At 68.2% G+C, this 12,337-nt stretch carries 17 protein-coding genes; 11 read left to right on the forward strand and 6 right to left on the reverse strand.

The genetic code is table 11. From position 1 onward, the window contains the following. Positions 1-191: 191 nt before the first annotated feature. From ACFQ9R_RS23385 to ACFQ9R_RS23410, 6 genes are all read left to right on the forward strand, one after another. Positions 192-2,972 carry an ATP-binding protein gene (locus ACFQ9R_RS23385; RefSeq protein ID WP_378993266.1) on the forward strand — a complete coding sequence of 927 codons (2,781 nt, stop codon included), beginning with the start codon at positions 192-194 and terminating at the stop codon, positions 2,970-2,972. Continuing rightward, the gene (locus ACFQ9R_RS23390; RefSeq protein ID WP_056813970.1) at positions 2,969-3,373 is read left to right on the forward strand and encodes a roadblock/LC7 domain-containing protein; all 405 of its coding nucleotides are present in this window, start codon (positions 2,969-2,971) and stop codon (positions 3,371-3,373) included. The genes ACFQ9R_RS23385 and ACFQ9R_RS23390 overlap by 4 nt, the downstream gene beginning before the upstream one ends. Positions 3,374-3,379: 6 nt before the next feature. Continuing rightward, complete coding sequence (locus tag ACFQ9R_RS23395; RefSeq protein WP_056813973.1) at positions 3,380-3,751, forward strand: DUF742 domain-containing protein; 372 nt, start codon at positions 3,380-3,382, stop codon at positions 3,749-3,751. 4 nt (positions 3,752-3,755) lie between these two features. Then, a complete protein-coding gene (locus tag ACFQ9R_RS23400) occupies positions 3,756-4,355 on the forward strand; it encodes an ATP/GTP-binding protein (RefSeq protein ID WP_266295760.1) in 600 nt (199 codons plus the stop codon). Continuing rightward, a complete protein-coding gene (locus ACFQ9R_RS23405; RefSeq protein WP_378993267.1) occupies positions 4,348-5,124 on the forward strand; it encodes an MHYT domain-containing protein in 777 nt (258 codons plus the stop codon). The genes ACFQ9R_RS23400 and ACFQ9R_RS23405 overlap by 8 nt, the downstream gene beginning before the upstream one ends. A 504-nt stretch (positions 5,125-5,628) precedes the next feature. Beyond that, positions 5,629-5,853, forward strand: coding sequence for a hypothetical protein (locus ACFQ9R_RS23410; protein ID WP_336084385.1), 225 nt, complete (start codon positions 5,629-5,631; stop codon positions 5,851-5,853). Positions 5,854-5,929: 76 nt separating this feature from the next. On the opposite strand, the gene rpmF is transcribed toward ACFQ9R_RS23410, so the two are convergent. From rpmF to mrf, 3 genes are read right to left on the reverse strand one after another with little or no spacing between them, the layout of a single operon-like run. Then, entirely contained in the window at positions 5,930-6,103 is a 174-nt protein-coding gene (gene rpmF, locus ACFQ9R_RS23415) for a 50S ribosomal protein L32 (RefSeq protein WP_378635926.1), read from the reverse strand. Positions 6,104-6,106: 3 nt separating this feature from the next. Continuing rightward, positions 6,107-6,373, reverse strand: a complete 267-nt coding sequence (locus ACFQ9R_RS23420) for a type B 50S ribosomal protein L31 (RefSeq protein ID WP_378635925.1) — start codon at positions 6,371-6,373, stop codon at positions 6,107-6,109. Beyond that, positions 6,370-7,674: a ribosome hibernation factor-recruiting GTPase MRF gene (gene mrf, locus ACFQ9R_RS23425; protein WP_378993268.1), complete on the reverse strand. Its 1,305-nt coding sequence runs from the start codon at positions 7,672-7,674 to the stop codon at positions 6,370-6,372. Before mrf ends, ACFQ9R_RS23420 begins: the two co-directional genes overlap by 4 nt. Positions 7,675-7,777: 103 nt before the next feature. On the opposite strand from mrf, the gene rpmB reads away from it, so the two are divergent. Genes rpmB through rpsR form a run of 4 tightly spaced genes read left to right on the forward strand, consistent with a single transcriptional unit; the run spans position 7,778 to position 8,793 of the window. Then, complete coding sequence (rpmB, locus tag ACFQ9R_RS23430) at positions 7,778-8,014, forward strand: 50S ribosomal protein L28 (RefSeq protein ID WP_194826729.1); 237 nt, start codon at positions 7,778-7,780, stop codon at positions 8,012-8,014. A gap of 9 nt (positions 8,015-8,023) precedes the next feature. Then, the gene (gene rpmG, locus ACFQ9R_RS23435) at positions 8,024-8,194 is read left to right on the forward strand and encodes a 50S ribosomal protein L33 (RefSeq protein WP_378635921.1); all 171 of its coding nucleotides are present in this window, start codon (positions 8,024-8,026) and stop codon (positions 8,192-8,194) included. Further along, on the forward strand, positions 8,194-8,499 hold the full coding sequence (gene rpsN / locus ACFQ9R_RS23440) for a 30S ribosomal protein S14 (protein ID WP_378993269.1): 306 nt from the start codon (positions 8,194-8,196) through the stop codon (positions 8,497-8,499). Before rpmG ends, rpsN begins: the two co-directional genes overlap by 1 nt. Positions 8,500-8,535: 36 nt before the next feature. Further along, positions 8,536-8,793 (forward strand): 30S ribosomal protein S18, encoded by a 258-nt coding sequence (rpsR, locus tag ACFQ9R_RS23445; protein ID WP_067449582.1) that lies wholly within the window; start codon positions 8,536-8,538, stop codon positions 8,791-8,793. A 59-nt stretch (positions 8,794-8,852) separates the two neighbouring features. On the opposite strand, the gene ACFQ9R_RS23450 is transcribed toward rpsR, so the two are convergent. Further along, complete coding sequence (locus ACFQ9R_RS23450; RefSeq protein ID WP_378635915.1) at positions 8,853-9,410, reverse strand: LysM peptidoglycan-binding domain-containing protein; 558 nt, start codon at positions 9,408-9,410, stop codon at positions 8,853-8,855. Between the two features lie 170 nt (positions 9,411-9,580). On the opposite strand from ACFQ9R_RS23450, the gene ACFQ9R_RS23455 reads away from it, so the two are divergent. Further along, positions 9,581-10,024: a hypothetical protein gene (locus tag ACFQ9R_RS23455; RefSeq protein ID WP_378993271.1), complete on the forward strand. Its 444-nt coding sequence runs from the start codon at positions 9,581-9,583 to the stop codon at positions 10,022-10,024. A gap of 54 nt (positions 10,025-10,078) precedes the next feature. Here ACFQ9R_RS23455 and purH read toward each other — a convergent pair whose 3' ends face one another. After that, complete coding sequence (gene purH / locus ACFQ9R_RS23460; protein ID WP_378993273.1) at positions 10,079-11,644, reverse strand: bifunctional phosphoribosylaminoimidazolecarboxamide formyltransferase/IMP cyclohydrolase; 1,566 nt, start codon at positions 11,642-11,644, stop codon at positions 10,079-10,081. Then, positions 11,637-12,317 carry a phosphoribosylglycinamide formyltransferase gene (gene purN / locus ACFQ9R_RS23465; protein ID WP_378636340.1) on the reverse strand — a complete coding sequence of 227 codons (681 nt, stop codon included), beginning with the start codon at positions 12,315-12,317 and terminating at the stop codon, positions 11,637-11,639. Before purN ends, purH begins: the two co-directional genes overlap by 8 nt. Positions 12,318-12,337 lie beyond the last annotated feature (20 nt).

Here is a 12,337-nt window from a genome sequence, read left to right on the forward strand (position 1 = left end):
GAACGAATCGTCGTTGTGTCAGCGCATATTCGGCGAATTACAGACCGTGTGGCCCGGATTGCCGATGCCCACTCGGCACGGTATCTTTCCTGCGGTAAAAGAAGACCTCCAGTTGGTTCTGCGCTCGCATCGCTCCGCGACCTCCCCGCGCGGGCCGGGGTCACACGTGGAAGCAGAGGCAACGCACGCGGATGGAACCTGCATCGCGCTCCTGGCAATTCAGCCTGTCCAACTGGTCGGTTACGCGCAAGGTCGGTGTGGTGCTGGTGCTGCCGGTGATGCTCGCGACCACCTTCGCCGTGCTGCGGATCAACAACGAACTGCAGACGATGACGCAGCTGGGCGCGGCCACCGAACAGGCCACCGTCATCCGTCCCGTCGTCAAATTCGCCACCGCCACCGAACAACTCGCCGTCGCCGCGACGGCCAACTGGGGTGCGATCGCCGACCCCCAGACCGACGCCGCGCTCACCACCTACGACCAGGCGCTCGCCGAGGTGCAGAGCGCGCTGCGCTCGGCCCGCATCGACCCTGTCGTCGCCAGTGAACTCACCGCGGCCACCACCACCGGCGCCACCCTGCGCAATACCGTGCGCGGCGGGTCCCCGGCGATGGTCGGCGAGCAGACCGACGAGATCGGCGAACGGATCGGAAAGGCGCTGTCCAAGACCCCGCAGGTCCAGGACTTCGTCGTGCAGCGCTACTTCCTCCAGCTGGCCGCGCTGCACCAGGCCCGCCGGGTGCTCACCCGCGAGCGCACGCTGGTCGTCTCGCCCGAATCCGGTCGCAGCCAGAGCGCGCGAGCGAAGATGCTCGTCGAGCTCGGCTCCGAATCGAACATGATCAAGACCTACGCGATGGTCTTGCCCGACCAGGCGGGCAGCATGGCCGCGCTGCTCGACGCGGTGCAGACCCGGATCAGTGTGTTCAGCCAGAACAGCGGTGATCCGACCACCAACGCGGCGGTACTCAACACGCTCCAGGTGAGCGCCGACACCTACGCCTCCACGATCTCCGCGCTGCTCGACAACATCGACCACACTCTCGACAGCAACACCGCGACGGCACAGACCGGCGCCCTGCGCGAGACCACCCTGGTGCTCGGCATGCTGCTGGCGGGCCTGGCGCTCGCGCTGGCCGTGGCCCGCACCCTGGTGGTGCCGGTGCGCAGGCTGCGCCGCGACGCGCTCGAGGTCGCGCACGTGAAGCTGCCCGACGAGCTGGCCGTGGTCCGCAGCGGCGGCGCGACGCCGGAGATCATGCCGGTGGGTGTGCACTCCACCGACGAGATCGGTCAGCTGGCCCGTGCCGTAGACGAGATCCACGAGCAGGCGCTGAATCTGGCGGGCGATCAGGCCCGCCTGCGCCTGCAGATCGGCAACATGTTCGAGACGCTGTCGCGGCGCAGCCAGTCGCTGGTGGAGCAGCAGCTCGCGCTCATCGAGGAACTCGAGCACGACGAGGACAACCCCTCGCGCCTGCAGACGCTGTTCCGCCTCGACCACCTCGCCACCCGCATGCGCCGCAACGGCGACAACCTGCTGGTGCTCGCGGGCACCGTGCTGCGCCGCGGTCATCTGCCGCCGGTGCCGCTGTCGGACATGCTGTGGAGCGCAGTCTCGCAGGTGGAGGACTACCAGCGGGTCGAGATCGGCAATGTGCCCGACGGCGTCGTGGCCGGTGAGTCCGCGGTCGATATCGAGCACCTGCTCGCCGAGCTCATCGACAACGCCCTGCGCTACTCCCCGCCGAGTACATCGGTGGCGGTCATCGTCGGCCGGGCGGTCGACAGCGGCTATCTGATCGAGATCACCGACCGCGGCCTCGGCATGTCGGCCGAGGATCTGCAGACGACCAACGACCGGCTCGCCTCCGGTGGCGAGGTGACCATCGAAACCGCCCGTCGCATGGGTCTTTTCGTGGTCGGCAGGCTCGCCAAGCGGCACACCATCACGGTCAGCCTGCGCCGTACCAGCGGTGCGGCCCCGCAGCCCGGCATCACGGCCAGCGTGCATCTGCCCAGTGCGCTCGTCGCGCCGTCGCCGCCCATGTCGTCGGGTCCGGCCACCGGGCCGAATCCGATCGTCCCCGCCGGGATCGGCCCGTACGCGCTGACTCCGGCCGACATCACCGGCCCGAATCCGATCATGCCGACCGGACCGCGCCCCTTGGTCTCGCTCGACGCCGTGACCGATCTCGACCTGCCCGCCTCACCGCTTCCCGCGCTGCCGACGTTCGCGGATCCGAATCCGCTCGTCCCGGCCAACGGCGCGAGCACGCCCAAGAACCCACTCACCAGTGTCGGTCTCCCGCAACGTGTTCCGGCCGCGGTACCGGCGCCCCCGCCGGAACCGGCCATCGTCGAACCCGACGAGGACGCGGCACCGGCGGGCATGTGGGCCGAGCACGATCACGACACCGACGATCTCCCGGTGACGACCGATCCGGCGGCGCCCGCTCCCGACTCGTCGCCGTTCGGCCTGCCGCAGCGCATCCCCGCGAACGCGCTGGCCGAGCTCGCCGCGTCGTCCGCACCGGCCGCGCCCCAGGAGCCGCAACCCGCGCCGCGTCCCCTCGACGTCGACCCGATGCCGACGACGAGCACCCGTTTACAGCCGGTCTCCGGCCCGGCGCCGACCCCGATCTACCAGCGGATGGTCTCGGAGTGGCTCGTCGAACCCGCCTCGGCCCCCACCGAATCCGGCAACGGCAACGGCGCGTCGTGGAGCGCCCCCGGCGACGCGGGCTGGTCGGCCGCCGCCGAGGCGGACCACCCACCTACGTCCTCGCGAACGAGCGGCGGGCTGCCGATCCGCAAGCCGGGCGCTCAGCTCGTCCCCGGTGGGCTCACCCCCGCGGAGGAAGCGGGCGCTCGCGACCCCGAGGAGATCCGCAACAACCTGACCAGACATCTCAGCGGCGTCCGCAGCGGCCGTGCCGAGATCCAGTACAACGACGGAGGCCTCGAATGAGCAACGCGCACCCCACAGACGAAAATCTGAACTGGTTGGTCGCCCGCTTCACCCGCGACGTACCCGGCGTCTCACACGCGGTGCTCGTCTCGGCCGACGGACTGCTCCAGGCGACCAGTCCGCATCTACCCGCCGACCGCGCCGAGCAATTGGCTGCGGTCACCGCCGGTCTGGCCAGCCTGTCGATGGGTGCCGCGCACCTGTTCGACGGCGGCAAGGTGATGCAGTCGATCGTGGAGATGCAGCGGGGCTATCTGCTGGTGATGAGCGTCGGAAACGGTTCGCACCTGGCGGTTCTGGCCAACAAGAGCCACGACATCGGCCGCATCGGCTACGAGATGGCGTTGCTCGTCGACCGGGTGGGCTCGGCGGTTACCGCCACCGCCCGCTCCGCCGGCTGAGGTGAGATGTCGAGCCCTTACGGATCCGATCACCGGCCGACTACCCGGGTCAGGCCCTATGCCCTGACCTCCGGCCGCACCGAGCCCGCGATCGCGCTGCCCTTGGAGGCGGTCGTCGAGACGGTATCTTATACAGCGCACAACGACTGGTCCGCAGGCGATTTGCGGATCGAAATCGTGCGTCTTGCCACACATCGGCTTTCTGTCGTCGAGATTGCCGCATACCTTGGTCGCCCACTGGGTATGGTCCGGGTGATGATCGGTGATCTCGTAGTGGGCGGGATTCTTCGAGTGCATTCGACGCTGACCGAACAGGCGAGCTACGACGAACGCCGATCACTGATGGAGAGGACTTTGCGTGGACTCCGTGGCCTCTGATGGCATGCGCCCGCCGGCACAAGAACAACGGGTCGCGTCGACCAAGATCGTCGTAGCGGGCGGATTCGGCGCCGGTAAAACGACTTTCGTCGGTGCGGTGTCGGAGATCGTGCCGCTGCGCACCGAGGCGATGGTGACCCATTTCTCCGACGGCATCGACGATCTCGCCGAGACGCCGGAAAAAGAAACCACCACCGTGGCCATGGACTTCGGGCGCATCGTGCTGCCCGGCAACCTGGTGCTCTACCTGTTCGGCACCCCGGGCCAGAAGCGCTTCTGGTTCATGTGGGACGACCTGATCCGGGGCGCCATCGGCGCGGTGGTGCTGATCGACACCCGCAGGCTGGAAGACAGTTTCGCCGCCGTCGACTTCTTCGAGGCGCGTGGACTGCCGTTCCTGATCGCGGTGAACCGCTTCCCCAACGCTCCGCGCTTCCCCATCGCCGAACTGCGCGAAGCGCTCTCGGTGCGCGAGGGCATCCCGATCGTCGACATCGACGCGCGCAATGCCGTCGAGGTCCGTCAGGCACTGGCGGCGGTGACCGAATACGCCATCGCCCAGCTCGAGCCGCAGCAGTTCGAAGGAGCGGGCAGGCGTGCCTGATCTGCTCGCCGCGACCGGTGCCGAGACATTCGCGCACGGCACCGGGATCGCGTGGCTCGCGTTGGACCTGTCGGCGCTCGGCGCGCTGGTGGCGTTCGCCTGTATCCGGCATGCGAAGTACTCGATCCGGTTCCGGCTGATCTGGCTGACGATGGCCGCGGTCTCGCTCGGCGGGGTCGGGCTGTGGCTGGCGAATTCCGTCGCGCTGCTGGCGATGCGGGTGAACGACAGCACGATGCGCTACAACGTCGCGCTCGGTGCCGCTGCACTGGCCATCGCGGTGGTCGGCGTCCTGGCCGGATTGCTGATCAGTGGCCGGACCCCCCAGGTGCCGCGGCTGATCATCGGTGGGCTGACGATGGGGTTGAGCATCGGGCTGTCGACCTATCTGACCCTCGACGCGCTCGCCGTGCAGGGCACCGTCGACGAGTCACTCGGCCTCATCGGGGTGTCGGTGCTGGTGTCGATGGCGCTGTGCACCGCGACCCTGTGGGTATCGCAGGTGGTCCGGCGGGTGCCGATGCGGGTGCTGGTGTCGGTGCTGTTCGCGCTCGGCGTCGCGGCGGTGTATTACACGGCCATCGCCGCGCTGAGCTTCTCGATCGATCCGGGTATCCGGACACCGGCCGGGATGCCCCTGTTCGACCTGGTGTTCCCGATGTTCGTGATCGGTGCGCTCGGCCTGACCGTGCCGATCACCGCGGTGCTGGTGGCGCCGGATCGACGCGATGTCGCGGTCCCGGTGCGTCAGCCCGTTCCGGCCCGTTGACCGCAACCAGCTAACGTCCGGTTTGTCGGAATATTTCCGGTCTTCCGCCCCGCTGATCCGAGCTCTCGCAACCTGCGGCGAACTGCCGCGAAAACCGCCTCTGAAGTGGCGATGAGCGGGTTCCCCATACTCGGGGAACCCGCCCTCCCGCACGAGAGTACATACCTGTGAGGGACTCCGCATCAGTGGTTCGGGAATTTTCTTGTGGCGAAAAACAAACCGAGAGTTGGTAATTCGACCGTCAGCAAATACTCCGCAAGCCCTTGCGCGCGTTCATGCCAAGTGGCATGCATCACACGGTTAACGGGGCGGTTGCCCCACACCCTCCCCTAGGGCCCTGAACAGGCAGAACAGCACCGCAGTAAGTCCCCTGGACAGATGGCAGGGCAGAACGAACCGCCGAGCCCCCGGAAGCCCACCATCTGGTGCGCCAACCGAGTTATGGTCGCTGATGGGCGCATCCGTCTCGCCCGGCACATCCAAGGTTCGTTCGAAGGAGTTCGCATGGCCGTCAACGTGGTGCTCGACAAAGTCCTCGACAAGGAATTCGAGAACAAGACGCTCGCCGAAATTCTCGCCGCGCCCCCGTCGGCGCTGGCCGGCCTCACCGAGGCGCACGACAAGCAACTGCTCGAGGCGCTGAAGATCAAGACCATCGCCGACCTGGGCAACAACAAGTTCTTCCAGCTCGCCGCGACCCTCGTAGCGCTGGCCGAACGAGAAGGATGACGCGGGCCGCAAACCCAGGGCGGTAGAGACAGGCAACGGCCTGCCGGGCGGTTCCGGCAGGCCGTTGTCGTCGGCGTCAGAGCCGGGCGGGGTCGATCATGCCCTTGCGGACGGCGTTGACGATACGGCGTGGCACTCGGTACTCGACACCGCCCACTGTCACTGGGACCAGCTGCGGGACTTCCGCTTTCCACTGCGCGCGTCTGCTTCGGGTGTTCGAGCGCGACATTCTGCGCTTGGGGACCGCCATGATTCAGCCTTCCTTGCCTGCGCGCGAGCGCTTTCCGTACTTGCGCTCGAACTTCTCGACCCGGCCCTGGGTGTCGAGGTTGCGGGCGGTGCCCGTCCAGAACGGGTGCGAATCCGAGGTCACGTCGACCAGCATGAGCGGGTAGGTGTTCCCGTCGGCCCATTCGATCGTGCGGTCGCTGTTCGCGGTCGACCTGGTCAGGAACTGCTTGCCGGTGCTCGCGTCCTCGAACACGACGGGGTGGTAGTCGGGGTGGATGCCCGCTTTCATGCCGTTTCTCCTCTCGGGTTTGTGCGCTCGCTCGCCGAGGCCGTTGCCTCGGTGGGATCGGCGCAGGGATCTTGATGCCAGTCGCCGAAGGGGTCCTCCCACAACGCGACTCGTTCCGGCGCCCGGTCGACGAGCAGCAGTTCGTCGTCCTCGACCAGCGCCCAGTGCAGGGCGTGCCGGATCTCGGCGGGGTCCGCGTCGTGAGCCAGGATCACCAGCGACACATCGCGATCGCCGAATCGCTCGTCCCAGCCCAGCGCGCCCATCGCCCGCCGATCCCGGTCGGCGCCGGCCTGTTCCTCGGCGCTCATCGCGGCCAGCCAGCGACCGGCGCCGCCGACCCGCAGCCCGCCACCGGCCGACTCGAGCCAGACCACGTGGTCGGGCTGGGTCGCCAGCCAGATCCGGCCGCGGGCGGTGACCACGCCGTCGAGGAGTACGTCGAGGGCTTCGTGCAGCCGCTCGGGATGAAACGGCCTGCGCGCGGCGAATTCGACGATCGAGACGCCGCAGTCGGTGCTCAGCGGCGGCTGCCCCCGCAGCAGCGGTGCGTGCGCGTCGAAGATCCGGCCCCGGCGTGAGTCCGCGGGCACACGGGTCAGCAGCGCACCGATCTCGATGGCGTCGAAGCCGGACAGGTCGGGCAGCCAGGCGACCGGCGCCGCGGGTGCGAGGCGGGCGAGCACGGCTGCCAGCCGCTCGTGATCGAGCGCGTCGGCGCCCGCGGTGAGTACCACCAGCGCGTCGGCGAAGTCGACCTGGCCGACAGCCACCTGCGCGACCGTGCGCTCGTCATCGGCCGAGGCGAGCCCGCGATCGGCCAGCACCTCGTCACCGGTGGCATCGGCGAGCCACTGCTGCCCGTCCAGGCAGGTCAGCACGGCTTCGATCCGCACGCTGCGGCCCGCGGGCCCGTCGACACGATCGGCCACCCCGCTGACCTCGACATGCTCGATCGCGTGGCACAGCGCCTCCGCCTCGATGCCGGGATCCAGCGCGAGCACGATCCGCTCGACGTGATCGCGGGTGGCGAGCGTGCACAGCATCGGCAGCAGATCGGCGCGCAACGTGCACGACACGCACCCGTGCGCCAGTTCGAGCACCGTGGTGCTCACGTTGCCCGCGGTCCGCACCGTGCGCCGCACCACGCCTTCACGTAGCTCGGCGAGGTCGTGATGCACCACCACGGTGCCCGCGTCCTCGCTCAGCGTCGCCGCGATGTGCTCGACGCCGCCCATGGCGGGTCCGGAGAAGCCGGCCAGCAGCACCACGGGCGTTCTCCGGTCTGACTGGTCCAGCACCCGATACCCCTTTCGACAATGATTTTCATTTACCTCACGGCGACTGTACAGTGCGGAATAATCGTTGTCGAAAATGGTTGTCATAACCATGGAAGGAGGTCGCGTGTCGGCCCACTGCCAGGTCACCGGTCGCAAGCCCGGCTTCGGAAAAGCCGTCTCCCACTCGCACCGGCGCACCAACCGACGCTGGAACCCCAACATCCAGCACAAGACCTACTACCTGCCCAGCGAGGGCCGCCGCATCACGCTGACGGTCTCCACCAAGGGCATCAAGACCATCGACCGCGACGGGATCGAGGCCGTGGTGGCCCGCATCCGCGCTCGTGGGGACAAGATCTAGGAGCTGAACATGGCCTCGAAAGCGACCGATATCCGACCGATCGTCAAGCTGAAGTCCACCGCGGACACCGGCTTCACCTACGTCACCCGCAAGAACCGCCGCAACGACCCCGACCGGCTGGTTCTGCGCAAGTACGACCCCGTCGTGCGCCGCCACGTCGACTTCCGGGAAGAGCGCTGATGGCGAAGAAATCCAAGATCGCCCGCAACGAGCAGCGGCGCGAGATCGTCGAACGGTTCGCGGCCCGGCGCGCCGAGCTCAAGGAGATCATCCGCAAGCCGAGCACCGGCGAGGCCGAACGCTCGGCCGCCCAGGCCGAACTGCGCAACCAGCCACGCAATGCCAGTCCGGTACGATTGCGCAATCGGGACGCTGCTGACGGCCGCCCACGCGGCTATCTCCGCAAGTTCGGCCTCTCCCGTGTCCGTGTGCGCGAGATGGCCCATCGGGGTGAGCTTCCCGGGGTCCACAAATCGAGCTGGTAGAGACTCCCCAAACTGATTCGTGAGAAGGAATATCCCATGGCAGTGAAGCGAGCACCGTCCAAGAAGGCACGCGCCGACCAGGGGCGTAAGCCGAAGAAGAATCCGCTGATCGCCGCGGGCATCGAGTACGTCGACTACAAAGACGTCAACCTGCTGCGGACCTTCATCTCCGATCGCGGCAAGATCCGCAGCCGCCGCGTCACCGGCCTGACCCCGCAGCAGCAGCGTCAGGTCGCCGTCGCGGTGAAGAACGCGCGGGAGATGGCGTTGCTGCCGTTCACCACCACCAAGTAGCGCCGTGAACACGAGAATGGCCCCGAAGCTGTTGCCTCGGGGCCACTTTCGTCTGCGCCTTACGGGATGGTCAGTACCTGACCGGCGTTGATCAGATCCGGATTGTCGATACCGGAGGCCGCGGCGATCTCCTGGTAGCGGTTCCCGTCACCGTAGAAGCGCTCCGAGATCGCCCACAGGGTGTCGCCCGACTCGACCGTGTAGGTCTGCGCAGCCGGCGGCGGCGGGACCTCCTCGGCGATCGGGGCCGCCGCGACCGGCTCCGGCGCGGGCAGCGGGTTGTCGGTATTGGTGGCGGTGGCCCACGCGACCGAGCCGTCGGTGCCGTAGAGCACCACGTTGCGGTCGGGCTGCACGACCAGCTTCTCGACGTTCTTGCCGCTGGTGTCGGTCGCCCAGATACGCGCGCCGCCACCGCTGTAGACGACGAAGTCGCCGTCGTGCTGCAGGGCCGCGCGCTGCGCGTCCTGCCCGTGCGTCATGGCGGCCCAGACGACATTGCCGTCGGGCTCGGTCAGCACCAGGTTGCCATCCGGCTGCAGAGCCAGGGTGTACGCACCGCCGGTCAGGGACTGCCCCAGTCCCAGTTCTTCGCCTACGCGCAGCGTGTCGGCCACGTTGTTCCTTTCGAAGATCGCCAATTGCTTCAGCCCAACAGAAGATGCCGGCCGATTGCCGCAGAGCCGCATCGAAGCCGAATGTAGTCGCCGCGGCCGGGAAATGGAGGAGTTATGCGCAGGGTTCGCGGAAAGTTCACGGCCGGGCCGCGCCGTCTAGGGTCGACACCATGAGAACGATGTCGCGCTACACCGCCGCCGCGGCAGCCGTGGCCGTGCTGATCGCACCGCTCACCGCCTGCGGATCCTCGGATGATGCTGCGCCCCAACCGAATACGTCGACCACGAACACCCGGCCCGAAGACCCGAACCCCGGCATCGGGCAGCCCTTCACCGCGGATCCCACCCTCGTCAACCCGCACCCGATCCCGTTCACGTCCTGGAACCGGCTGAGCGAGAACAAGATCAGCGTCAACTTCCAGACCGGCAACCCCGAGTGCTACGCCGTGGACGCCTCCGTCACCGAAACCGCCGAGGTGGTCACCGTATCCCTGCGCTCCGGGACCCGAGCGGACTCCGTGAACAAGATGTGCACCATGAACGCCGTCTTCGGCACCTTGGAAATCCCCTTGAGTTCCCCGCTGGGCAGCCGCGAGGTAGTCGACGCCGGATAGCCGAAACGGGTGCCGCACCGAGGATTCGGCGCGGCACCCGTTTCGGGTTCGGACTCAGTGAGCGAAGTGACGTGCGCCCGTCAGGTACAGGGTGACGCCGGCTTCCTTGCAGAGTTCGATGGTGTCCTTGTCGCGGATCGAACCGCCGGGCTGCACGATCGCGCGAACACCCGCGGCCACCAGGATCTCCGGCCCGTCCGAGAACGGGAAGAAGGCGTCGGAGGCGGCGACGGAACCCTTCGCACGCTCACCCGCGCGCTCGACGGCGAGCTTGCAGGAATCGACACGGTTGACCTGGCCCATGCCGACGCCGACCGCGGCGCCGTCCTCGGCGAGCAGGATCGCGTTCGACTTCACCGAACGGCATGCGCGCCAGGCGAATTCGAGGTCGGCCAGGGTCGTCACGTCGGCCGGGTCGCCCGCGGCGAGAGTCCAGTTGACCGGATCATCGCCCTCGGCATCGAGAACGTCGCGGTCCTGCAGCAGCGCACCGCCGCTGATCGGGCGCAGCTCCACGCCCTTGCGCTGCGGCGCGTCGGCCACCAGCACGCGCACGTTCTTCTTGCGCTGCAACACTTCCACCGCACCGGGCGCGTACCCGGGGGCGATGATCACCTCGGTGAAGATCTCGGCGACCTGCTCGGCCATCTCGACGCTCACCTCACGGTTGGCCGCGATCACGCCACCGTAGGCACTCACCGGGTCGGTGGCATGCGCCTTGCGGTGCGCCTCGGCGATATCGCCCGCCACGGCGATGCCACACGGGTTGGCGTGCTTGATCACCGCGACCGCGGGCTCGTCGAAGTCGAACGCGGCCCGCCAGGCGGCGTCACCGTCGGTGTAGTTGTTGTACGACATCTCCTTGCCGTGCAACTGCTTCGCCTGCGCGATCCCGACCGTGCCGTCGTTGCTGGTGTACAGCGCGGCGGCCTGGTGCGGGTTCTCGCCGTAGCGCAGCACCGCGGCGCGCTCCCACGAACCGGCGACCCAGCCGGGGAACTGCTCGGTCTCCTCGGCGACGGCGGGCACGGCGACCGAGCCCATCCAGCTCGCGACGGCCACGTCGTAGCTCGCGGTGTGCTGGAAGGCCTTGGCGGCCAGCGCGGTCCGCTCGGCGAGGGTGAACCCGCCGGACTTCACCGCGGCGAGCACGTCGTCGTAGTCGGTGACGTCGACGACCACACCCACCGACGGGTGATTCTTCGCCGCGGCACGCACCATCGACGGCCCGCCGATGTCGATCTGCTCCACGCACTCGTCGACGCTCGCGCCACTGGCCACGGTCTGGGTGAACGGGTACAGGTTCACCACCACCAGCTGGAACGCCTCGACACCCAGTTCCACGAGCTGCTCGACATGCTCGGCACGACGGGTGTCGGCCAGGATGCCCGCGTGCACGCGCGGATGCAGCGTCTTGACCCGGCCGTCGAGGGTCTCCGGGAACCCGGTCAGATCCTCGACCTTGGTGACCGGAATCCCGGCCTCGGCGATCTTGCCCGCGGTAGACCCCGTCGACACCAGCTCCACACCGGCCGCGTGCAGCCCGGTGGCGAGCTCGACGAGCCCGGTCTTGTCGTAGACGCTCACCAGCGCCCTCTGGATCGCCTTACGTTCACTCACCGGCGTGCTCGCTCACTGGTATTTCTGCCTTTCGTCCGTCGGAGACAATGCCTCGCGTCGCGACGGCGGCGATGACCTCCGCCAGTAACCGTCGCTCGACAACCTTGATGCGCTCCTGCAGCGTGTCCTCGTCGTCGCCGGGCATCACGGCGACCGCTTCCTGCGCGAGGACCGGGCCGGTGTCCACGCCCGCGTCGACCAGGTGCACGGTGCAGCCGGTGACCTTGACGCCGTAGGCGAGCGCGTCACGCACCCCGTGCGCGCCCGGGAACGACGGCAGCAGCGCGGGATGGGTGTTGATGAGCCGGCCGCCGAAACGTTCCATGAACGCGGGGCCGAGGATTTTCATGAAGCCGGCCAGGACCACCAGATCGGGCTTGTGCGCGTCGACGGCCTCGGTAAGGGCGACGTTCCAGGCGTCCCGGTCGGAATAGTCTTTGAGCCCCACCTTGAAGTGCGGCACACCGGCGGCCTCGGCGTGCGCGGTGGCCGGGCAGTCGCGGTCGACACCGACGGCCACGATCTGCGCCGGGTAGCCGGGCTCGCGTGCGGCGGCCAGCAGTGCGTTGAGCAGCGAGCCGGTGCCCGAGGCCAGAACGACGACGGTGGCCGGTGTTCTGGCGGGCTTCCACGGGGCAAACGAGGACGTCAGCGCTCTACTCCTGCGTGTGATCGGGCGGCGGCGATGGCGAC

This window comes from Nocardia sp. NPDC056541, assembly GCF_042794235.1.
GTDB lineage: Bacteria > Actinomycetota > Actinomycetes > Mycobacteriales > Mycobacteriaceae > Nocardia.